General features: G+C 52.8%; 20 protein-coding genes. 10 read left to right on the top strand and 10 right to left on the bottom strand.

Annotated elements, in window-relative coordinates:
• Window positions 1-83 precede the first annotated feature (83 nt).
• Window positions 84-794: a respiratory nitrate reductase subunit gamma gene (locus tag V4U84_RS06705; protein WP_334073874.1), complete on the top strand. Its 711-nt coding sequence runs from the start codon at window positions 84-86 to the stop codon at window positions 792-794.
• A gap of 516 nt (window positions 795-1,310) precedes the next feature.
• Window positions 1,311-4,178, top strand: coding sequence for a PAS domain S-box protein (locus V4U84_RS06700; protein ID WP_334073875.1), 2,868 nt, complete (start codon window positions 1,311-1,313; stop codon window positions 4,176-4,178).
• Window positions 4,179-4,277: 99 nt separating this feature from the next.
• Here V4U84_RS06700 and V4U84_RS06695 read toward each other — a convergent pair whose 3' ends face one another.
• From V4U84_RS06695 to V4U84_RS06680, 4 genes are all read right to left on the bottom strand, one after another.
• A complete protein-coding gene (locus tag V4U84_RS06695) occupies window positions 4,278-4,775 on the bottom strand; it encodes an AAA family ATPase (RefSeq protein WP_334073876.1) in 498 nt (165 codons plus the stop codon).
• Window positions 4,776-5,060: 285 nt separating this feature from the next.
• The gene (locus V4U84_RS06690; protein WP_334073877.1) at window positions 5,061-5,912 is read right to left on the bottom strand and encodes a DegV family protein; all 852 of its coding nucleotides are present in this window, start codon (window positions 5,910-5,912) and stop codon (window positions 5,061-5,063) included.
• Window positions 5,913-5,948: 36 nt separating this feature from the next.
• Window positions 5,949-6,803 (bottom strand): DegV family protein, encoded by an 855-nt coding sequence (locus tag V4U84_RS06685; RefSeq protein ID WP_334073878.1) that lies wholly within the window; start codon window positions 6,801-6,803, stop codon window positions 5,949-5,951.
• Window positions 6,804-6,969: 166 nt separating this feature from the next.
• Window positions 6,970-7,395, bottom strand: coding sequence for a hypothetical protein (locus tag V4U84_RS06680; protein WP_334073879.1), 426 nt, complete (start codon window positions 7,393-7,395; stop codon window positions 6,970-6,972).
• Between the two features lie 208 nt (window positions 7,396-7,603).
• Between V4U84_RS06680 and V4U84_RS06675 the strand changes: the two genes are divergently transcribed.
• On the top strand, window positions 7,604-7,984 hold the full coding sequence (locus V4U84_RS06675; protein ID WP_334073880.1) for a DUF423 domain-containing protein: 381 nt from the start codon (window positions 7,604-7,606) through the stop codon (window positions 7,982-7,984).
• A 96-nt stretch (window positions 7,985-8,080) separates the two neighbouring features.
• Here the strand turns inward: V4U84_RS06675 and V4U84_RS06670 are convergent, their stop codons facing one another.
• From V4U84_RS06670 to mtnK, 3 genes are all read right to left on the bottom strand, one after another.
• Entirely contained in the window at window positions 8,081-8,599 is a 519-nt protein-coding gene (locus V4U84_RS06670; protein ID WP_334073881.1) for a hypothetical protein, read from the bottom strand.
• A gap of 114 nt (window positions 8,600-8,713) precedes the next feature.
• Window positions 8,714-9,817: an S-methyl-5-thioribose-1-phosphate isomerase gene (mtnA, locus tag V4U84_RS06665; protein ID WP_334073882.1), complete on the bottom strand. Its 1,104-nt coding sequence runs from the start codon at window positions 9,815-9,817 to the stop codon at window positions 8,714-8,716.
• Window positions 9,814-11,037: an S-methyl-5-thioribose kinase gene (gene mtnK / locus V4U84_RS06660; RefSeq protein WP_334076965.1), complete on the bottom strand. Its 1,224-nt coding sequence runs from the start codon at window positions 11,035-11,037 to the stop codon at window positions 9,814-9,816. Before mtnK ends, mtnA begins: the two co-directional genes overlap by 4 nt.
• 258 nt (window positions 11,038-11,295) lie before the next feature.
• Between mtnK and V4U84_RS06655 the strand changes: the two genes are divergently transcribed.
• From V4U84_RS06655 to sufB, 6 genes are all read left to right on the top strand, one after another.
• Window positions 11,296-11,769 carry a Dps family protein gene (locus tag V4U84_RS06655; protein WP_334073884.1) on the top strand — a complete coding sequence of 158 codons (474 nt, stop codon included), beginning with the start codon at window positions 11,296-11,298 and terminating at the stop codon, window positions 11,767-11,769.
• A gap of 727 nt (window positions 11,770-12,496) precedes the next feature.
• On the top strand, window positions 12,497-13,279 hold the full coding sequence (gene sufC, locus V4U84_RS06650; protein ID WP_334073885.1) for a Fe-S cluster assembly ATPase SufC: 783 nt from the start codon (window positions 12,497-12,499) through the stop codon (window positions 13,277-13,279).
• A 21-nt stretch (window positions 13,280-13,300) separates the two neighbouring features.
• The gene (sufD, locus tag V4U84_RS06645) at window positions 13,301-14,602 is read left to right on the top strand and encodes a Fe-S cluster assembly protein SufD (RefSeq protein WP_334073886.1); all 1,302 of its coding nucleotides are present in this window, start codon (window positions 13,301-13,303) and stop codon (window positions 14,600-14,602) included.
• Window positions 14,599-15,813, top strand: a complete 1,215-nt coding sequence (locus V4U84_RS06640; protein ID WP_334073887.1) for a cysteine desulfurase — start codon at window positions 14,599-14,601, stop codon at window positions 15,811-15,813. Before sufD ends, V4U84_RS06640 begins: the two co-directional genes overlap by 4 nt.
• A complete protein-coding gene (gene sufU / locus V4U84_RS06635; protein ID WP_334073888.1) occupies window positions 15,813-16,235 on the top strand; it encodes a Fe-S cluster assembly sulfur transfer protein SufU in 423 nt (140 codons plus the stop codon). The genes V4U84_RS06640 and sufU overlap by 1 nt, the downstream gene beginning before the upstream one ends.
• 19 nt (window positions 16,236-16,254) lie before the next feature.
• On the top strand, window positions 16,255-17,652 hold the full coding sequence (gene sufB, locus V4U84_RS06630) for a Fe-S cluster assembly protein SufB (RefSeq protein ID WP_334073889.1): 1,398 nt from the start codon (window positions 16,255-16,257) through the stop codon (window positions 17,650-17,652).
• Window positions 17,653-17,934: 282 nt separating this feature from the next.
• Here the strand turns inward: sufB and V4U84_RS06625 are convergent, their stop codons facing one another.
• From V4U84_RS06625 to V4U84_RS06615, 3 genes are all read right to left on the bottom strand, one after another.
• Window positions 17,935-18,135: a hypothetical protein gene (locus V4U84_RS06625; protein ID WP_334073890.1), complete on the bottom strand. Its 201-nt coding sequence runs from the start codon at window positions 18,133-18,135 to the stop codon at window positions 17,935-17,937.
• A 78-nt stretch (window positions 18,136-18,213) separates the two neighbouring features.
• Window positions 18,214-19,263, bottom strand: a complete 1,050-nt coding sequence (locus tag V4U84_RS06620) for an HD-GYP domain-containing protein (RefSeq protein ID WP_334073891.1) — start codon at window positions 19,261-19,263, stop codon at window positions 18,214-18,216.
• A 94-nt stretch (window positions 19,264-19,357) separates the two neighbouring features.
• Window positions 19,358-20,092, bottom strand: a complete 735-nt coding sequence (locus tag V4U84_RS06615; RefSeq protein WP_334073892.1) for a molybdenum cofactor biosynthesis protein — start codon at window positions 20,090-20,092, stop codon at window positions 19,358-19,360.
• A gap of 142 nt (window positions 20,093-20,234) precedes the next feature.
• On the opposite strand from V4U84_RS06615, the gene V4U84_RS06610 reads away from it, so the two are divergent.
• Window positions 20,235-21,677: a bifunctional metallophosphatase/5'-nucleotidase gene (locus V4U84_RS06610; RefSeq protein ID WP_334073982.1), complete on the top strand. Its 1,443-nt coding sequence runs from the start codon at window positions 20,235-20,237 to the stop codon at window positions 21,675-21,677.
• Window positions 21,678-21,780 lie beyond the last annotated feature (103 nt).

Below are 21,780 nucleotides of genomic sequence, written 5' to 3'. Positions count from 1 at the left end.
TTTCCTTTTTTTCGCGATTTCCGGTTTAAAAAAACGGGAGCGGGTATGGTAATGGAAAGAATATTCTCCCAATGGAGGTACGAATGGTCAAAAAAGTTCAGCTGCCATTGCAAACCTTAAGTCTGGTTGTTTCCTTTATGGCCTGGGTCCTGATCTCCTCCCTAATCTCCTACATAAGCCAGGATATTCCGCTGACGGCGGGGCAAAGAGCTTGGTCGACCGCGATTCCGGTCATTTTGGGTTCCCTGTTGCGTATTCCGGCTGGATTTCTGACCCAACGTTTCGGGGCAAGGTGGATGAATACGATCAGCTTCCTGATCCTGCTTGCCCCCGTCTACTTGCTTAAACAGGTTTACGGCAATGAAAAGCTGTGGTTTTTCAGTATTTTTTACTTCATTACCTTTGGCTCCTTTGTGGCTTTTACGATCTATCTCCCCGGGTTCCTCGCCAGTTATTTCGAGCTGAGCAAGGTCGATGCCGGACTCCGGACGGCGGGCTTTATCGCGCTGGCCACCTTTCTTCGTCCGGTCGGCGGTATCCTTTCGGTGGCGTACGAGTACCGGACCACGATCGGCCCGTGGTTTCGCAGTCTGTTCACGTTCCAGCCCCAATATTGGTTGATGGATACCGTTCCGTTCGTGTTCCAGCTCCATATCGTTCTGGCGTTTCTTCTGTTCGCCTCCATTCCGTTTACGCATTTGGTTCACATGTTTTCGCTGCCAGTGCGGTATCCGGCGAGAGCTCCGCAGCAATACCGATCAAGGAACGGTTATCGGCGTCGGGAGCGGACCTGAAATGACCAAGCTCGGCTGTCCATGTGAGGTGCAAGGGTGAAATCCCTTAGCGCCTCACATTTTTTGTTGGGGGATATTTAGGGGGAAACGGCGGTTTGATAGGTTCTCTTCATACTCTCGGCCTCCGGCTAATGGTTTGGCACAGATTAAAGGGAATTCTTCCCGTTGATTTGGTACCTGTGCGGCTGTGGAGGCGATTTAACTGGAAAACCTCCCGTTAATCCGCCTGAAATTAGCGGATATCGGCCATTGGGCCGCAAAATAGATGGAGCTTTTCCAGCTAAAACCGCTCCAAGGGCCAGAAGCGGCACATTAACGGGAGGTTTTCCCGTTAGTGTGTGGACTCGGAAGGTGGCGCTTTATATCTACAAATATGGATGCTGACAACGTACCTCGGGCTGAGGGCATTAGGCATATGGACCCTACCCATCTTTTTCGGGAATCGGGTAGAATGAAGGGTGATGTAAAACTAACTTGTTTAAATCTATTCTAGAAGAAAAGGAGCCGTAAACCACCGTGCCAAAGGATAAATGCGGACTTTTAAAGCAGCTCATTTCCGAGGATAGCACTTACAAGTTACTGTACGATAATCTCCCTGACGCGATTTGTATTATCGATGCTAACGGAAATTATGTGGAAGTGAACCCCGCGACCGAAAAGATGACCGGATATCCGGCCTCCCATTTTGTGAACTTGTCGCTGGACCAGCTGTTTTGTGAACTGGGGATAAAGAAAAAAGAAGAATATTTTATGAAAGCGTTAAACGGGGAAACCGTCACCTTCGAAATCTCTTTCAAACGCAAGGACGGAGAAATCCGGGACGGTTATACGACCTATATCCCGATCCTATATGAAGCTGAAGTCGTCGGCGTGTTCTCTATCACCCGGGACATTACGGCCGAGAAAATCAACCAGGCTAAAGGGATGACCGAGAGACACCGGATGGAGGAAGCGCTGCGCGAAAGCGAAGGGCAATACCGGTTGATTTCGGAATATTCGATGGATTTGATTTCCAGACATTCGGCGGATGAAAAGAACACTTACCTGTATGCTTCTCCTTCCTCATATGCGCTGCTCGGATACGAGCCCGAAGAGATTATCGGCACGAGCGCCTATGATTATCTGCATCCCGAGGATGTGAGGCCGGTCAGAGAGTATATGAGAACGAGCATGAATTCCCGGAGTGTTTATACGATCACCTATCGGGTCCGCCATAAAGACGGGCGCTATATCTGGTTTGAAAGCACGGGAAGGTACCGCTATCTGGATTCCGGCGAAATCGGGGAGATCATCGCCATCTCCCGGGATGTAACCGAGCGGAAGCAAAGCGAACGCCGTCTCCAGGAGAGTCAGCAGCGCTATCGCTCCCTGTTCGAGTACAGTCCTTCCAGTGTGTATTCCTTGGATCTGAACGGCAGATACACTTCGTTGAATTCCAATTTGGAGGCCTTGCTCGGGTATAACCGTGAAGAATTGTTGGGCATGAGCTTTCAGCAGATCATTGACCGCGAAGACCTGTCCCATACTTTGTTTCACTTCGAACAGGCCAAAAAGGGTAACCCGCAAAACTACGAGACGACCGTCATCCGAAAGGACGGAAGCCCGATGGAGATTGCGGTGACCAACGTGCCGATCGTCGTGGACGAGCGGGTGGTTGGCGTTTATGGCATTGCGACCGATATTACCGAAAGAACGCGGTATGTCGAGCAAATCGAAAAACTCAGCTATCTGCATTCCCTGATTCTGGGCTCGGTTTCCGAAGGCATCTACGGGTTGGACGAGAACGGAAAAACCGTATTCGTCAATGCGGCCGCCGCCGAAATGCTCGGGTATGAAGTTTCCGAATTTATCGGTCAATTGAACCATCAGTTCATTCACCACACGAGAATCGACGGGGCCTCTTATCCTTGGGAAGAATGCCCGATTATTTGGACTCTGAAGGATGGGAAGCCGCGGGTGATCAAGGAGGATGTGTTCTGGAGAAGGGACGGTTCCAGCTTTCTCGTGGAATATCGGGTGAATCCGATGATCGAACGGGGGCAACTGATCGGTGCCGTCGTCGTCTTCAACGATATTACCGGAGAGCGGGAGATTATGAGGGCCAAGGAATCGGCGGAGAAGGCCACCCAGGCGAAGTCGGAATTTCTGGCGATGATGAGCCATGAGATCAGAACGCCGATGAACGGGGTCATCAGCATGACGGACTTGCTGCTGGAGACCGAACTGGATGAGGATCAGCGTTACTATGCCGAGGTCATTTCCAGCAGCAGCCGGGCGCTATTGACCATCCTTAACGATGTGCTGGATTTCAGCAAGATCGAAGCCGGCAAAATGGCGCTGGAATACGAGACGTTCCATCTTGAAAGCTGTGTGACCGGTGCGGTGGAATTGTTCTTGCCGGAAGCGGCCAAAAAGGAAATCGAGCTGAGTTATACTATCGGGCCCGATGTCCCTTCGCTAATATACAGCGATCCTTCCCGTCTTCGCCAGGTTTTGGTCAATCTGATCGGAAATGCCGTGAAATTTACGGAGCGGGGTGAGATTCGCGTGGAAGTGAAACGGTCTTCCGGGCATGAAGCGGCCGATCTGCTGGAATTCCGTATTTCCGATACGGGCATCGGCATTCCGGCGGGCAAGCTGCACCGTTTGTTCCAATCCTTCTCTCAGCTCCATCCGCTCATGAACCGGAAATATGGCGGAACCGGACTGGGGCTGGCCATCTGTAAAAAAATCGTGGAGATGCTGGGCGGCACGATTACCGTGGAAAGCATCGACGGGGCCGGATCCACTTTTACCTTTACCCTGTTTGCCGACCGTATGCAGCGGGAGGTGCCGGAAGAAAGGCCGTTTGGCGGCGGCGAAGAAGTCGCTGCGGGAGTCCTGAGCGGTGCGGCTGAGCGGGGGGAAGACGGTCTTTCCGCAGCGGAGGAAGCGGACGGAAAGGAAGGCCTCTTGATCCTGGTGGCGGAGGACCACCCGGTTACTTGCCAGGCCTTTGCCCAGCTGTTCGATCGTTTGGGCTATGAGCCGGATATCGTGCATAATGGCATGGAAGTCATTCAGGCGGTCACGGAGAAGCCTTACGATCTGATCTTTCTGAACATCGAAATGCCTGTCATGGACGGCATCAAGACGGCCCGGCTTGTTCGTCGGCTGCTGCCGGTAGACAAGCTCCCCCTGATGATCGGACTGAGCTCCTGCGGTGGTACGGAGAAGCGGGAGCGCTGCCTGGCCAGCGGGATGTCCGCCATCTTGAGCAAACCCGTCAACGAGGAGGAAATTCGCAAGCTGCTCGCGACGTGGAGCGGGGAACTGGGCCAAAAGGGGAGAAGCCCCATGAACAATGAATCCCTCTCCGAAAATCCCTCCGGCAACCAATCATAACCACCCGTCAGGGAAATTAACATGTCAACAGGCTGCCCAAGAAGCAGCCTGTTAGTTTGCCAAAGGACATTAACGTACTTTTGGACTTATCCGCTCTGACTATGTGTGTGGCTTCCGCTTCAACAATATCCATTCTTTGATTTGATTCCCAACCTGTGCAGGTGGTGTATTCGTAGTGTCTATTATCGGTAAGCTTGCGGAAATATAATTTTTATACAGTTTTTTTGCGTAAATATTCGTGCCCTGTATCCCCTGTTCCGTCCAGCTGCCGCGCTTCTGCAAACGTTCAGTTCTGCAGGCGCTATTGCAATGTAGGAGTAAATAGTGGATGGGATGAAAGTAATGAAAATGATCACATATATTTACATTGTACGCAGAAGGAACTGCTCCAAATAAAATTGTGGTATTCCCACTTAATGCGTTTGCATATGCAATCCTGAGCCAGAGTTGGCAAGCCGTCTGGAAATTTTTATCGACAACGATAGCGTCCATATCATATACATTGAAGCCGGAACCCATTATTTTGCGTACTTCCTTGGAAGCTGTCGATTTTCCAGCACCGCTAGTTCCTGCAACAATATAAAGAGGAATTGTCATCTATTCATCTACCTTCCTATCAGTGAGAGGTTATAGAATAATAATATGCAAAGCGAGTGGAGCAGGTACTAGAGAAATGTGGTTTTTTCCAAAATGTACATTCTGATCATAAGTTGGTAAACAGTTTAACCATGGGTATTTGAAGATCTTTGAAAACGTTATTATGATAGTTTGCAACCGGCAACAGTGACAGTTCGCTTGGCCTTTTGCACGACACCGTCATGCAAGCTAAAGCCACTAATAAGAAAGAGCCTCGCCCTTGCGGCGAGGCTCTTTGTTAACCGGTTAAACGGCTTTGGTATACAGAATGCCGATCGTTTTGGCGCCGCAGTGGCTGGAGATGACGCAGCCGGCGCCGGAGATGGCGACTTCTCTTGCCCCGGTCCTGGCCTGGAGTTCCTTTTGCAGCAGTAGCGCGTCTTTATCCGCCAAGGAATGCGTGACGAAGATGAGGTCGTTATCCATTTCGCCGGCCCGGCTGAGGGCGTTGTTCAGCAACTGGTCAAGCGCTTTCTCCCGGCTGCCGCGGATTTTGTAGGCCGGCGTCATTTTCCCGTCGATGACCTTGATCACCGGACGGATGCGAAGCAGGCTGCCGACGAGGTTTTGCATGCCGGAGCAGCGTCCGCCTTTATATAAATAGTCGAGCGAATCAATGACGAACTCGGTTTCCACCTCGGGCCGAACCTTCTCCAGAAGAGAGACGATTTCGGCAAGCGATTTCCCCGCGGCGGCGGCTCTGACCGCCTTCATGACCTGCAGGCCGATCCCGGTGGACAAATTCAGCGAATCAAAAACCGTGACCTGGCCCTCGGGGAATTCGCCGGCAGCGATCAAGGCGTTCTGGTACGTCGAAGACAGCTCCGAGGAAAGGCTTATGTAAAGGATCTGTCTGCCTTCGCCCACATAAGGGGCAAACGCCGCGATGAAATCAGCAGGCGAAGGCGCCGCCGTCTTCGGCAGCTTTCCGGTGGCGTCTACTTTTTCGTAGAGTTGATCGGTTTTCAGGTCGACGCCGTCCCGGTAATTCGCATCCTCAAATGTGACATAGAGCGGGACGATCCCGATTTCATAGTCGTTGATCCACGATGGCGGCAGGTCACAGGTGCTGTCCGCAAAAATTTTAATGGCTCCCATGAGGAATCCTCCTTCGGTTTTCGCTAAACGAAAGATTTATTCGGGAATGTTTCGGGTGTACATAATGGCCACGGTACCCGGTCCGCAATGACTGGAAATCACGCAGCCCGCCTCGGAAATCGCGACTTCCGCGCCGGTCCGTTCCCTCAGGATCGCCGCCAGGCGGCGCGCGTCGTCTTCGGCATGCGTTTGGGCGACGATGATGAGATCCCCGTCCATATTTGCGATGTCGGCCAGGGCGTTGTCGAGCATCTGCTGAACGGCCTTCTCTTTTCTGCCGCGCACCTTGTAGGCGGGGATGATATTCCCCTCCACAAGCTTGAGTACCGGCCGGATTTGGAGCAGGCTGCCGATGAAATTCTGCATGCCGGAGCAGCGTCCGCCTTTATACAGGTATTCCAGCGTATCGATGACAAATTCGGTCTCCACCCGGGGCCAGCATTTCTCGAGCAGGAGGACGATTTCCTTGGCGGTCATTCCTTGCTGCGCCGCTCTCACCGCCTTCATGACGAGGAGGCCGATACCGCTGCACAGATTGAGCGAATCGACGACGTGCACCCGGCCTTCCGGAAATTCGTCCGCGGCGATCAGTGCGTTCTGATAGGTGGAAGAGAGCTTGGATGACAAGCTGATATATATAATTTCATCGCCGTTATCAATAAAAGGAGCAAAGGCGTCCATAAAATCTTTCGGCGAAGGCGCCGTCGTTTTCGGCAGACTGCCACCGGCCGACACTTTACGGTAGAGCTCGGTCGGGGTAATGTCCACGCCATCCTTGAAGGTTTCGTCCCCAAAGACGACGTAGAGCGGAATGATGCCGATCTGATATTCGGTAAGCCAAGCTGCGGGCAAATCGGAAGTGCTGTCGGCGAAAATTTTGACCTTTGACATAAATATCTCCTTAGATTCAGTTAGTCCAGCTTATATTCTATCAAAAAGCTTCGCCGTTTAACATCTTTTGAGGCAGGATTGGTAGACGGACGCAAAAGATCCCCAAATATACCGGGCCTCCGGATGCAATTGGGGATCTTGGGATGGTTTAGGATATTTAAGTAATCTAAACGTTTACAAGGGACCCGACGGTAAACAAGAAAATGAGCAGCAGCAGCGAACCTCCCGAGAACGAAACGCCGAGAATCGCGAACAGCTTTTTCCGGTTTTTGATCACCAGGCCGATTACGCCCAGTATGAGCGATGCGAGATGAAGTACGGCCGAGACCATCATTAACAGAACGCCGAGCAAGGCTCCCATCTGATTCATCATACTTTCGGCGATGACCTCCATCGGCTGGTCCGCGATGCTGAGGACGGCAACGGTAACCAGGGTCAGGGACACGATGTAGCCAATGATCGCAAGCAGCACCAGGATGAAGGAAGCGATCCCCGGTCCGGAATGCTTGTGTGGAGGCACGGCCTTAGGCGTCTCAGGCAAATCTGGGTACGGCGAGAAATCGCTCAAATGGTTTGTCTCTTGATTTTCCATGATGAAGTCGGTCTCCTTTGGGAAAATTTTATCATTCTCCCATTTAATTTTTCACAGTTTCCGGGAAAAATCAATATCCAAGTCCCGATTCCCGTCCCCCTACGCTTGGGATTACGGCTTTCCTTAGAACTGGAAACCCGCGGAGGACTGGAGTATGATAAGAGGAATGGTATCTTATTTGCATCGAAGTATAAAAGGAGGGGAAAGCATGCAGCGCAAATTTGCGGGGACCGGGGCCATCCTGATGCTGCTGGCCGTAGCGCTGGGGGCGTTCGGAGCCCATGTTCTGGAGCCGCATATCGGGGAAAGAGCGATTGGAACTTATGAGACAGGTGTTCACTACCATATGATTCACGGCCTGGGAATCCTTCTGGCTTCGCTGGCGGCCGGCTTCGGCGGGGAGGCCCGGCGGCTGGTATGGGCGAACCGCCTATTCCTGATCGGGATTGTGTTATTCTCGGGAAGTCTGTATCTGATGGCGGTTACGGGATGGCGCTGGCTCGGCCCGATTACGCCTTTGGGCGGCGTTTCCTTTATCGCCGGCTGGTTGATGTTCGCCCTGGCCGTGATGGGGAAGGGACGTTCATAACATAAAGCCGAGGCGGGTTATATAGCAAAAAAACGGCTGGAAGGACTTCGTCATGAAGCTTCCAGCCGTTTTGGTTTATGCAGCCGAGGGGCTTTGTTATTTTTCGCTGAACTCGATAATCTCGTTAAGGTTGAAGGTGTATACCTGTTTTTCGTCCACATGATAGACATTGATCGTTGATGTCTCGGCCAGATAATTCAGGATCCGGCAAGGAATGCTGACGCGTTCCCCGTTCCGGCTGACGAGGAGGCGAACGAGACGGTTATCGGCGATGTGCCGTTTAATCCATTGCTGAAATTCCTCGCTGCCGGCAAACTGCTCGAATTGACTCGTATTTTTCTTTGCTTCCGGCGTCTTTTTATCCGATTCAACATTTGTAAGCCGTTTATAGGATTTGGAGATGATGGACTGTTTTTTCGCGGTCAGCAAGGATTCGATAATTTCGCCCAGCTCGATCCCCGAATTGATTCTGTAATCGATAATGTCTTTCCCTTGATTCAGCACTTGCAGTAGAGACTGCAGCGCTTTGGCATTGGTGTTGTTTCTCACCAGAATTTCCACGTTAAAAAGATAGCCTAACTCCTCTTTGTTCTTGCCTTCGCTCTGCTTGTCCATATAGCCCCCAAAACATCATTAAATATCGCTAGCATTAAACATCATAGCACTCCAGGGGGGACAAGGATAGTCCCTAACCTGCATATTTTCATGCAGGAAATATTTTCATTCTTTTTAATCTTTAAAGAGATTGGCCAAATTCTCCCGGAAAGGGGCGCGGACGATGCCCTTTTCGGTGATGATCGCCGTCACCAGTTCATGCGGCGTTACGTCGAACGACGGATTGAACACTTTAATGCCCTCCGGAGCTGTTCTTTTTCCGAAAGCTTCCGTCACTTCGGTGTTCGGCCGCTCCTCGATCGGAATATCTTTGCCGCTCTCGGTGCCGAGGTCGATGGTGGAAAGCGGCGAAGCTACGTAGAAGGGAATCCCGTGGGCTTTGGCGAGCACGGCCAGGGAATAGGTCCCGATTTTGTTCGCGACATCCCCGTTCGCGGCCACGCGGTCGGTGCCTACGATAATGGCCTCGACCCAGCCTTTCTGCATCACCATTCCGGCCATGTTGTCGCACAGGAGCGTAACGTCCACGCCGGCTTGCTGCAGTTCAAAAGCGGTGAGCCGGGCTCCTTGCAGAACCGGGCGGGTCTCGTCGGCGTAAACCCGAAGCTTCATTCCCTGCTCATGGGCCAGGTAGATCGGCGCGAGTGCAGTTCCGTATCTGGCCGTGGCGAGGCCGCCGGCGTTGCAGTGCGTCAGCACGCCCATTCCGTCCTTGAGCAGGGGAAGGGCCGACTCGCCGATCCGGCGGCACACTTCTTCATCCTCCTGGTGGATTCGCTTCGCTTCTTCCAGGAGGCCTTGCGTCCAGGCCGCCATGCCGTCCGTGTCCGGCCCGGCGGAAAGCGCCCCGGCGCGGGCTTTCATCCTGTCCAGCGCCCAAAACAGGTTGACGGCGGTCGGACGCGACGTCGCCAAATAAGCGGCCGCCTGGTGGACCGCAGGCAGCCAGCCCGCGGGGTCGCCCGCGTAGCGGAGGGCGCCAAGGACGACGCCATAAGCGGCAGCGATGCCGATGGCGGGGGCGCCGCGCACCTTCATCCCGTGAATGGCGTCCCAGACCTCCTCGGGCGTCGTAAGCTCGAGGAAGACGATCTCTCCGGGCAGCAGCCGCTGATCGAGGAGGAGCAGCTTGTCCTCCGCCCAGCGGAGGCTCAGCAGCGGCCCGCTGGTGCCGGCGCTGATGCTTGCGGCAGAATTGGGCTTCGGTGACGAGGTCATACGATCGCTCCTTCCGCTTCGGCCGCGTTTTTGGCGATCGTCAGCGCGTCCTCGATCGATGTCGCCTGCCGCCCGTTCTTGATCAGCGCCTTCCCGATGGCCAGCGCGGTGACCTTGGCCTGATGGCGAAGGTGATCTTCCGCTATCGTCTCGATGTCGGCCACATGGGACAACCCGACGATGCGGCGAACGACCTTGCAGCCGGCAAAGCCGATGGCGTCTTGCAGCACTTTACGGACATAGTGCTCCCGGTAAGCCGGCAACCGGAAGATCGGGTCTTCTCCACGCTCTTCCCAAAGCCGGGAGAAATGCCGCTCGAAATGCACCCACACTTCCCGGATGGTATCCAGCAGCCAGGCGCGTTGTTTGTCCTGCGCCGTCCGGTCTCTTTTCCAGCCCGGCTGGGCGGCGAAGTTCAAGACCAGATTGGCGATCACCGCGCCGAGGTCGAAGCCGATCGGTCCATAGTAAGCAAATTCGGGATCGATCACTTTGGTGGATGTTTCGGTCACGAAGATGCTTCCGGTGTGCAGGTCCCCGTGGATCAACGCTTCCCCGTGTGTCAGAAACTTCTCCCTTAACAGCGCAACCTCCAGATGCAGTTGCTCGTCCGTCCACAGCTTCTCCGCTTCCGTCCGGATATCCGCGGAGATGTCGTTGTTTTCGGCATTCCGGTAAGGATCGGAAAAGATGAGGTCCTCGGTGATTTTGCACAGATCCGGATTGGTGAAGGATGCGGCCAATTCTTTTTTGCGCTGCTGATTCATCCCGAGATCCGAGGTGAAAAACAGCGTCGTGGCGATGAACCGTCCGATATGCTCGGCAAACTTGGGGTAGGTTTGGCCTTCGATCAGGCCTTTTCGCATAATGACGTGATCGGACAGGTCCTCCATGACCGTGATGGCCAGATCGGGATCCCCTCCATAGACGGCGGGGACGAGATCCGGGCACAGTGTATGCTGGATGATCAGCGCCTCGCGTTCAATACGGGCCCGGTCCAGGCTTAGCGGCCAGGACTCGCCCACGACTTTGGCATAGGGCAGCGCCTGCTTGATGATCAGGCTTTTATGCTCGGCGGAGCTGCTGATCCTGAACACCAGGTTCAGGTTGCCGTCTCCGATTTCCTCGCATTCCAGCCCGGTTTCGGGTGAGAAAAAGCCGGGGACCTTGCGGGTAAATTCTATTGCATCTTCTACAGTTAACGGGGTATACGCCGCCAATAAAGACACCTCCATATAATGATTGAATTCGATGGGATTGATGAGTGGGGGACAGGGTGGAATAAGGTCCATAAAAACAATTAAAATTTTATTTTTAGTTAGTATATCGGAAAAGTAATTGATTTTGTATCTCTTTTTTGTTTTTTCTAGAATTGGGTATAATGAAGCGGGGATACTTGGTTGTTTCGAACTGTGGCGGTACGGGTAAATCAACAATGATTGGTGTATTATACCTTTATTCGAAAGCGAGGGTTTATCATGGCTAAAACGGACTCAAAGGCTTCCGGCAAAACGAAGAAATCCGGTTTGGAGCAGGTTCTTAACGAACAGGTTGCCAACCTGAATGTACTTTACGTGAAAATCCACAATTATCACTGGTATGTGAAGGGGGACAACTTCTTCACCCTCCATACTAAATTTGAGAAGCTATATAATGAAGTCAGTGAAAAAATGGATGCGATCGCGGAGCGCCTGTTGACGATCAAAGGCAGCCCGGCGGCGACGCTTAAGGAATATCTGGAGCTGGCCACTATCCAGGAGGCTACCGGGAAGGAAGATCCGAACACAATGGTTCAGAACCTCATCGAGGATTTCGCCACCTTGTCCGAATCGTTCCAAGAGGGGATTGAGCTGGCGGACAAGGAAGGCGACGAAGCCACCAGTGACCTGCTGACCGGATACAAAGGCGAACTCGAGAAACACATGTGGATGCTCCGCTCTTACCTGGGCTAAACTAGTCAGGAAACGGACGATTGCTTGAAAGGGCTTGGCCGATGTTGCCAAGTCCTTTTTTATGATGGGGGTTGTTGGACCAATAGCGTCACGGTCGGTGTCTCCACACTAACGGGAAAACCTCCCGCTAATGCACCGCTCTTGGACCTTGAGCCGGATTTAACTGGAAAAGCTCCATCTATTTCGTGGCCCAATAGCCGATATCCACAATTTCAGGCGGATTAGCGGGAGGTTTTCCAGCTAAATCGTCTCTGCAGCCGCATAGGCACCAAATTAACGGGAAGAATTCCCTTTATTTGAACCAAACCATATGCTGTGAGCCCAGACTGTGAGAAGCCCCCCTTATCCCGCTATCTAATAGGCAAATCGATTACTGCAACCTATATAGCGTTGCAGCAAGCCATTCACTTACGTAGAAATTTGTCAGCGTTTAGCTCCTCCCTGAAGGCAGAAAGTGAATAAGGGCCTAATACCGGCGGCCGTGGCCGTACATGTAAATCGATAGTTCAATTTATATAGCTGATGGTATGCGAAAGGGATAAGCCCTTGTACGTTGATTAAGCTAAAGAAGTAGGTTAGAATGAAATGAGAATCATTGAGAATCATTAGGACACGCTAGTCTAATAATTATTGTTTAGAATCATTCTAAGCAGATAATTGTTATGATATAATGATTTCAATTCAGAAAAACGTTAGAAATTAACGACTAATGGAGGGAGCAATCAAAATGGCTACACATTTCGTTGTTGAAGGACTTAAAGCGACAATCGAAGGCAAGGAGATTCTGAAAGGGATCGATATTGAAATAAAAGGCGGGGAAATCCACGCGATCATGGGTCCGAACGGTACGGGTAAAAGTACTTTGGCTTCCGCGCTGATGGGTCATCCCAAGTATGAAGTTACGGACGGAAAGGTGACTTTGGACGGCGAAGACGTGCTTGAAATGGAGGTTGACGAACGCGCGCGTGCCGGGCTGTTCCTGGCGATGCAATATCCGAGTGAAATTGCCGGCGTAACGAACTCCGATTTTCTCCGCAGCGCGATCAACGCCCGCCGCGGGGAGGGCAACGAGGTTTCGCTGATCAAATTTATCCGTCAAATGGAAGGGAAGATGAAGGAGCTTGAAATGAATCCGGAGTTTGCCCACCGTTATTTAAATGAAGGTTTCTCCGGCGGGGAGAAGAAACGGAACGAAATTCTGCAGATGCTGCTGCTGGACCCGAAACTCGTCATTCTTGACGAGATCGACTCCGGTCTCGACATCGACGCCCTGCGGATCGTAGCGAACGGCGTTAACTCGATGCGCAGCGAAGAGCGAGGGTTCCTGATCATTACCCACTATCAGCGTTTGCTGAACTATATCACTCCGGATTATGTCCATGTCATGATGCAAGGCCGCATCGTCAAATCCGGCGGACCGGAGCTTGCGGAACGTCTGGAGCGCGACGGTTACGATTGGATTAAAGAAGAACTTGGCATCGTGGACGAAACTGTAGGACAAGAAGCCTAGGCGGAAGGAGGAGAACCAAAGATGACCACTCAAACCGTTCTTCCGGTAGAACCGAATACACTGCAAAGCACTTCCGCGGGCAATGGGGAACCGGCTTGGTTGACCGAAAGCCGCGTTAACGGCCTCCGGCTCGCTGCGGAATTGGAATTGCCGAAGCTGGAAAAAACGAAGCTCGAGCGCTGGGATCTGGGCAACTTCGGAACGCTGCGTTCCGGCCGTCCCGCCCTGTCGCAGGAGCTGCCTGCCGCGGTAGCTTCCCTGGTGGACTTGAAAGAGGACAGCAACCTGCTTGTTCAACATAACAGCTCGGTCGTTTACACCCGGTTGTCCGCCGATTTGGCGGCCAAGGGCGTTATTTTCACCGACCTGGAAACCGCCGTGCGCGAGCATGGCGATCTGGTTAAAACTTATCTCCATACGGCGGTCAACCCGGAGGAAAACCGGCTGACCGCGCTGCATGCCGCGCTTTGGAACGGCGGTGTTTTCCTGTACGTGCCGAAAAATGTCGAGGTGGAGATTCCGCTGCAAAGTATCTTCCTGATCGACGACCCATCGGCTTCATTTACGCCGCACGTCTTGATCGTGGCCGACAGCAACAGCCGCGTCACCTATGTCGACAATTACATTTCCGGTTCCTATGAAGGGAAAATTGTTCACAACGGAGCGGCGGAAGTGTTCGTTAAGGCCGGGGCGAAGGTTCAATTTGCCACGGTGCACCATCTGAACGAACAGACGACGGACCTGATCAACCGCCGCGCCGTGATCGACAATGACGGCAGCATCGAATGGATCGTCGGCGAAATGAACGCCGGGGATTCCGCGAGCGAAACGCTGTCGATTCTTAAAGGCAACGGCTCGTTGTCCGATGCGAAGGTGATTGCGGTCGGTTCCGGCTCCCAGAAGCTGAACTACACGACCAAAGCGGTTCATTTCGGCAAAAGTTCGGAAAGCCAAATGATTACCCGTGCGGTAATGCGCGAGCAGGCGACCGCGATTATCAACGGGATTACGAAGATCGAAAAAGGCGCCACGAAAGCGAACGGCGAGCAGACGGAAAAAGTGCTGATGCTGAGCCCAAAAGCGCGGGGGGACGCGAATCCGATTCTTTTGATCGACGAGGATGATGTTAAGGCGGGTCACGCCGCTTCCGTCGGCCAGGTGAACCAGGAGCAAATCTACTATTTGATGTCTCGGGGGATTTCCCGCGAGCAGGCTGAGCGTCTGATCATCTATGGCTTCCTCGCTCCGGTCGTTTCCGACATTCCACTGGAGCAGCTGCAGCAGCAATTGCAAGGCTTGGTGGAAAGGAAGTTGGGTCAATGAACGCGCAGCTGATTAAGGAGCAATTTCCGATCCTGAACCAGGAGATCAACGGCCACCCGCTCGTTTATCTCGACAGCGCGGCTTCTTCCCAGAAGCCGTGGGTCGTACTGGAGGCGCTCCAGCGCTATTACGAATACGATAACGCCAACGTTCACCGCGGTGTCCATACGCTGGGAAGCCGCGCGACGGATGCCTATGAAGGCGCTCGGGAGAAGGTGGCCCGGTTTATCGGGGCGGCGCGCACCGAGGAGATTATTTTTACCCGCGGTACGACGACCGCGCTGAACCTGGTGGCCTCCTCCTATGGCCCTTCGGCCGTAGGGGCCGGGGACGAAATCGTCATTACGCAGATGGAGCACCACAGCAACCTGATTCCGTGGCAGCAGCTCGCGCTGAAGACAGGGGCGACGCTGAAATTCATTCCGCTCCAACCGGACGGCCATATCGCCATTGAGGACGTGGAGAAGACGGTGACGGACAAAACGAAAATCGTCGCCACGAACTACGTATCCAACGTGCTCGGCGTGGTCAACCCGGTTAAGGAGATGGCGGAAATCGCCCATCGGTACGGCGCGGTCATGGTGGTCGACGGTGCGCAAAGCACGCCGCACATGAAGGTCAATGTCCGGGATTTGGATTGCGATTTTTACGCTTTCTCCGGACATAAGATGTGCGCTCCGACCGGGATTGGGGTACTATATGGTAAGAAGCATCTGCTGGAATCGATGGAACCGATTGAGTTCGGCGGCGAAATGATCGACGATGTCGGCCTGTATGAATCCACCTGGAAGGAGCTTCCGTGGAAATTCGAGGGCGGGACGCCGATCATCGCCGGGGCGGTTGGGCTGGCGGCAGCGATCGACTTCCTGGAAGGCATCGGTCTGGATGAAATCCACCGGCATGAAACCAGGCTGGCGGCTTATGCCATCGAGCGGTTGTCGGAGATTGAAGGCGTCACGCTGTACGGGCCGCGCAAACGCGAGGTCGGGCTGCTGACGTTCAATTTGCTCGATGTGCATCCCCATGACGTGGCTACTGTGCTTGACGCGCAGGGGATCGCGATCCGGGCGGGCCATCACTGCTGTCAGCCGTTGATGCGCTGGCTGGAAGCGAGTGCTACGGCAAGAGCGAGTCTGTACTTGTATAATACGGAACAGGACATCGATCGTTTGGCGGAAGCTTTAATCCAAACAAAGGAGTACTTCGCGTAATGCAATTGGACGATTTATACCGCCGTGTCATTATGGATCATTATAAAAACCCGCGCAACCGCGGAAAGTTTGAAGATGGCGGCCTGACGGTCGACCTGAATAACCCGACCTGCGGAGACCGCATTTCGCTGCAACTGAAAGTGGAAGACGGCATCGTCAAGGATGCTCGCTTTACGGGGGAAGGCTGCTCAATCAGTATGTCTTCCGCCTCGATGATGACGGAGGCGGTCAAGGGGCGAACCTTTAACGAGGCGATGGAACTCGCGGAGCGTTTTTCTTCCCTGATGAAGGGGGAGCCCGCGGAATTCGACGATTACGAGGATATCGAGGCCTTGTCCGGCGTCAATAAATTTCCCGCCCGCATTAAGTGTGCGACGTTGGCGTGGAACGCCCTGAAGAAGGGGATCAACGAAGAATCATAACTTAAGGAGGTAATGCAGCATGGCTAAGAAGGCGCCTGAGTTGGAAGAGTATAAATATGGCTTCCGGGATGAGCACAAGGCGGTTTTCCAAACGGGTAAAGGCTTGACCCGCGAAATCGTCACGGAAATTTCCCGCATCAAGGAAGAACCGGAATGGATGCTGAATTTCCGGCTGAAATCCCTGGAGCAGTTCGAAAAGATGCCGCTGCCGCGTTGGGGCGGGGATCTGGACGAACTGGATTTTAACGATATTCAATATTATGTTCGGCCGTCGGAGAAGCAAGGGAAGACTTGGGAAGAGGTTCCTTCCGAAATCAAGGAAACTTTTGACAAGCTGGGAATTCCCGAAGCCGAGCAGAAATTTTTGGCCGGGGTATCCGCGCAATATGAATCCGAGGTCGTATACCACAGCATGCAGAAGGACCTTGAAGATCAAGGCGTTATTTTCATGGACACCGATACGGCGCTGAAAGAGCATCCGGAAATCTTCCGTGAATATTTCGGTACGGTCATTCCGCCGGCGGACAACAAGTTTGCCGCGCTGAACAGTGCCGTATGGTCCGGCGGCAGCTTCATTTATGTGCCGAAGGGCGTGAAATGCGAAGTCCCGCTGCAGGCTTACTTCCGGATTAACTCGGAGAACATGGGGCAGTTCGAACGTACGCTGATCATCGCCGACGAGGACAGCTTCGTACACTACGTGGAAGGCTGCACCGCGCCGATCTACAGCACGAACTCCCTGCACAGCGCGGTGGTGGAGATCATCTGTAAGAAGAACGCCCGTGTTCGTTATACGACGATCCAGAACTGGGCGCCGAACATCTACAACCTCGTGACCAAGCGTGCGGTTGCGGAAGAGAACGCGACGATGGAATGGGTTGACGGAAATATCGGCTCCAAGCTGACGATGAAATATCCGGCGGTTGTGCTGAAGGGCCGTGGTGCGAAAGGCAGCGTGCTGTCGATCGCGGTGGCGGGCAAAGGCCAGCATCAAGACGCGGGTGCGAAAATGATCCACCTGGCGCCGGATACGACGTCGACGATCGTCTCCAAGTCGATCAGTAAGCATGGGGGCAAAGTGACCTACCGCGGTCTGGCTTCCTTCGGACGCCAAGCGGAAGGGGCGAAATCCAACATCAAGTGCGATACTTTGATTCTGGACAATGAATCGACTTCCGATACAATTCCATACAACGAAATCATGAACGATAACATCGTTCTGGAGCATGAGGCTACCGTATCGAAGGTTTCCGAGGAGCAGCTCTTCTACCTGATGAGCCGCGGTTTGTCCGAAGCCGAAGCGACGCAAATGATCGTGATGGGCTTTATCGAACCGTTCACCAAGGAACTGCCGATGGAATACGCGGTGGAAATGAACCGGTTAATCAAGTTCGAGATGGAAGGCAGTATCGGGTAATATCCTAAAATCCTTGCCGCAACAAGGGTCTTTGTGTTTGTCGAAACGGGGACAATAGAGGCTGTGCCGATTTTGTGCCGATCCAAATTTTCATCTTTTCATATAGGAGGCGAACTCTTTGAGTTCGTCTTCTTCAATTGTATAATTTGTTTCTATCAGTTTACCATCCCCATGAGCGCACAAAATGATTTCCAGTTGGGCAAAATAAAACACGCGTCCGTTTGCGAGGTTGAGTCGCAGATGGACACGTGTTTGTTGTGCCTGAAAAATTATGTACTATACTCACTGGAACGGAATAATTCTCGTGACGTGTTTGATTTCATCCAGCATCAGCCATACCGCTCCCTCAACCGTGCGGACTTGTACTTTCTCGGGATGAGAGGACCATTTGGGTAATCCGACGATCGAATCTCCGTTCTCCAATGTCAGGACGACTTGGTGTTCCAATGTAACCGCCATTTTTAATTCATGCATGTTGTTCATTTCAGCCACCTTCCTGATCTTACTTCTATCTATATCGGATGAACGGGCTGTTTTTTTTATCATGTTATGAGGTTTGTCTCACATATAGACTTCTGAAATCGAAGTTTCTTTTTCTTTGGACAGATCGACAAAGCGGGTATCGGTTTGTACGAGGGGCCGGAAAAAATCCGTCTGATTCGTCATGACGATCGAACCGATCTCGCCGGAGCTTAGCAGCACCCGTTTGCCGATAAAATTCGGAAGCAAGTGGCGGATCAGCGCCTGGGTCGGCTCCGGGCTCAGCTTTCCGAAACTCAGGCTGTTAAGCTCTCGCAATACGTACAGGAACTCTTGTTTGGATTGATAAACGCGGTTGGAGGTCATCGCACTGTATACATCGGCGACAGCGGCTATTTTGGCGTAAGGATGAATTTCCGAACTGTATATTCCTTTCGGATATCCGCTTCCGTCTTCCCGTTCATGGTGCTGTAAAGCAACGAGGGCGGTCAGGGGGTCTCCGGTTGATTTTAAAATAATATCATGGCCGTAAGTCGTATGTCGCTTGATTTCTTCAAATTCCTCCGGGGTCAATTTGTCCGGTTTATGTAGAATCTCTTGGGGGACAAGGCTCTTGCCGATATCGATCAAATAACCGGCTTTTCCCGCTGCGAAAGCTTCCTCCTTCGGATAGCCCAGCCAGGAAGCGATATAATAAGAAAGCATTCCCACCTGCAAGGAATGGTTATATGTATAATTGTCGCTGTCATTTAGCAGCAGAAGCAGGGATACCACGTCTTTTTGGGTAACCAGTTCATTCATCATCGGCGTAAGCAAATGATTGATTTTCCCCTCGTCAAAGGTGCCCCCGGACAAGGCTTCCAGAAAAATGGATTCAAACCCGTCCACGGCCTCATTGAAATAAGGCTTAACTTTAAGCACATGCTCCGGAATCTGCTGGCTTGCGGCTGCAATTTGAACCTTGGAGGTTTGGGGGACGACGTCGACAAAATCGATGCCATGCTGCATAAGTTTGACAATCGCGTCATTGGTCAGTTCTTTATCCTTTTGAAGAACAAGAACACCAAAGTTATTAAAGACGTCGGCTTCAAGTCGATCACCGGGACTGAGATCCATAATATGTACTTTCAAGGACATTGACACCTCGTTAATCTGCAGTTTTTCTTAATCATAGCAGGGAATAATTGGGATGACAATGCTCTTGATGAGACAAAAGGTCCCGGAATTAGGAAAATGTCCCCGGAGCCGAAGGGTCCCAAGGGCCGAGTCCGTGACCTTTCCACTCGCTGCCGTCCTCCCAGGCTTCCTTCTTCCAGATCGGTACGACCTGCTTTAACCGCTCGATCGCGTAACGGCTTGCCTCGTAGCAGGCCGCGCGGTGCGGCGAAGAGACGGCGATGACCACGCTGGCTTCGGCGATAGCGACGACCCCGACCCGGTGACTGATGGCGCAGCGGGTTCCAGGCCACTTCTCGCCGATTTCAGCGCCAATCTGCCGTAATTTGGATAGGGCCATAGGAACGTAAGCTTCGTATTCCAAATGAATCGTCCGGCGGCCCTCCGTCATTTCGCGCGTTGTGCCGATAAATGTTAAAGTGGCCCCATGATTGGCGGTAATGACTTTATTGGAAATGGAGTCAATGGATAACGGGCTGTCGGTAATGGCGAACATGCCGTCTTCGGACTCGCAGCCGAATCGTTCTTTCGTGTCTTCTCCTCCGGAAACGGGAGGGATCAGCGCCACTTCATCATTTTCGGCGATGGGGCTGTCCGCGGCGGCGTATTCCTGGTTGACGGCGACAAATGAGACGTCGATCAAGGAGGCGGCGGAAGGGTACGCTTCGGCCAACAGATGTTTAAGCCTTCCGGCGGTAAGGTTGGGTTCCTCGCAGGCAAATCGAAGGCTTGACGTGCCGATCCGGTCGGCCAGGCCCGCAAATAATGAAATTTGAAGCTCCATGTTACTTCACCTCGGAATGGATTTTTAGCCCTTATAATATATCATATAAGGAAGACAATACGTAAACGAAAGGTATATAATATTCCTTATAATTAAGTGTCAGTATTGCGTCAATTTTATGACACCAAGGAGGCCCAACATGCTGCCGGAGACGGACCAGGAAACGCTAACCGTGATATATACCAATGATTTGCACAGTCATTTCGGGGCGATGGGACGGATCGCCGGTATGATTGACGAACAGCGCGGCATTCCGGATACTTCCCTGCTGCTGCTGGATATTGGAGATCATATGGATCGGGCCGCACCGGAAACGGAAGGAACCCTGGGGCAGGCTAATGTGGATATCTTGAACCTGACCGGTTACGATGCGATAACGGTCGGGAACAATGAAGGTTTGACCTTTACGCCGGATTTGCTGGAGCAGGCTTATGCCGGGCTTGCCTGTCCCGTGGTGTGCGGCAACCTGCGCGATCTCGCCACCGGAGAACTGCCCAAATGGGCGAAGGAGCATCTTGTTCTCCGCCGCGGCGGCTTTACCGTAGGGCTGGTGGGAGCGACCGCTTCTTACCCGGATTTTTACAAGCTGCTGGGACTGGAAGCATTGGATCCGCGCGTTACGATCGCGGCGTCGGTGAAACGGCTGCGTCCCCAGGTCGATCTCTTGATCGTGATGTCTCATCTCGGACTGACGGTGGACAAAGAGCTGGCGGAAACGATTTCCGGCATCGATTTGATTATCGGCGGCCACACTCATCACCTGTTAGAGGAGCCGCTGCGGATCGGGAACACCGCGATTACGGCGGCGGGGAAATTCGGACACTACCTGGGTCGGATCGTGTTCCGCAAAAATCCCGCGGCTCCAGGCAAACCGGTGATCGTGGAGGGACATTGTCTTCCGATCCAAGAGGGGCGGGTCAATGAGAGTATCGAGAAAGCGATCTTCATTCACAGGCAGGGCGCCAAACGGCGTTTGGACCGGACCGTTGCGGTCAATGATCGGGCGCTGCCTATCGGCTATACCGCCGAATCCCCGTTCGGCAATTTGCTGGCGCAGGCGGTGCGAAGATATACCGGAGCGGATCTGTCACTCGTGAACAGCGGCCAATTGCTGATGGATCTGCCTGCAGGGGAAATCAGCGAAGGCATGCTGCATGAGAGCTGCCCTTCTCCGATCAACCCTTGCCGGATGCATTTGAGGGGGGAGGACATCCTCTACAGTTTAGAGCAATCACTCCTGGATGAAAATGCGCACAAGTCCATTTACGGTTACGGTTTCCGCGGGAAGGTGCTCGGCGGCATTTGCGTGGACGGGATGGAGATCATGTATGATGCGGAAGCCCGGCCTTTTCATAAGATTATCGAGGCCCGTGTGCAGGGGATTCCGGTCGACCCGGATCAACACTATCTGGTCGGCACTCTGGATATGTTTACGTTCGGCATCGGTTATGAACGGTTGAAAAACGGAACCGGAACTCAGTACATGCTGCCGGATTTTTTGCGGGATCTGTTGCGGATGGAACTGCAGACGGCGGGGGCGGTGGAAACCTGCTTCCTGCCGAGGTGGAAAAAATGTGCGGTTTAAACGCTTTGAGCATTTCCTAATACGTCAATCTATTTTATAATAGATAGAAGTTTTTTCATCCTCACCTTACTACCAGAGAAACAGCAAACAATGAGAGACGGAA

It is taken from the genome of Paenibacillus sanfengchensis (assembly GCF_036864765.1).
Taxonomy (GTDB): Bacteria; Bacillota; Bacilli; order Paenibacillales; family Paenibacillaceae; genus Fontibacillus; species Fontibacillus sanfengchensis.
This window is presented reverse-complemented; position numbering and strand designations above follow the sequence as displayed.

Coding starts and splice junctions, on each gene's coding strand:
- V4U84_RS06625 (WP_334073890.1), bottom strand. CDS start 18,135: ATGAACAACATGCATGAATTAAAAATGGCGGTTACATTGGAACACCAA.
- V4U84_RS06615 (WP_334073892.1), bottom strand. CDS start 20,092: ATGGAGCTTCAAATTTCATTATTTGCGGGCCTGGCCGACCGGATCGGC.
- V4U84_RS06680 (WP_334073879.1), bottom strand. CDS start 7,395: ATGGAAAATCAAGAGACAAACCATTTGAGCGATTTCTCGCCGTACCCA.
- sufB (WP_334073889.1), top strand. CDS start 16,255: ATGGCTAAGAAGGCGCCTGAGTTGGAAGAGTATAAATATGGCTTCCGG.
- sufC (WP_334073885.1), top strand. CDS start 12,497: ATGGCTACACATTTCGTTGTTGAAGGACTTAAAGCGACAATCGAAGGC.
- V4U84_RS06705 (WP_334073874.1), top strand. CDS start 84: ATGGTCAAAAAAGTTCAGCTGCCATTGCAAACCTTAAGTCTGGTTGTT.
- V4U84_RS06655 (WP_334073884.1), top strand. CDS start 11,296: ATGGCTAAAACGGACTCAAAGGCTTCCGGCAAAACGAAGAAATCCGGT.
- V4U84_RS06690 (WP_334073877.1), bottom strand. CDS start 5,912: ATGGGAGCCATTAAAATTTTTGCGGACAGCACCTGTGACCTGCCGCCA.
- V4U84_RS06670 (WP_334073881.1), bottom strand. CDS start 8,599: ATGGACAAGCAGAGCGAAGGCAAGAACAAAGAGGAGTTAGGCTATCTT.
- V4U84_RS06675 (WP_334073880.1), top strand. CDS start 7,604: ATGCAGCGCAAATTTGCGGGGACCGGGGCCATCCTGATGCTGCTGGCC.
- sufU (WP_334073888.1), top strand. CDS start 15,813: ATGCAATTGGACGATTTATACCGCCGTGTCATTATGGATCATTATAAA.
- sufD (WP_334073886.1), top strand. CDS start 13,301: ATGACCACTCAAACCGTTCTTCCGGTAGAACCGAATACACTGCAAAGC.
- V4U84_RS06695 (WP_334073876.1), bottom strand. CDS start 4,775: ATGACAATTCCTCTTTATATTGTTGCAGGAACTAGCGGTGCTGGAAAA.
- mtnA (WP_334073882.1), bottom strand. CDS start 9,817: ATGACCTCGTCACCGAAGCCCAATTCTGCCGCAAGCATCAGCGCCGGC.
- V4U84_RS06685 (WP_334073878.1), bottom strand. CDS start 6,803: ATGTCAAAGGTCAAAATTTTCGCCGACAGCACTTCCGATTTGCCCGCA.
- V4U84_RS06640 (WP_334073887.1), top strand. CDS start 14,599: ATGAACGCGCAGCTGATTAAGGAGCAATTTCCGATCCTGAACCAGGAG.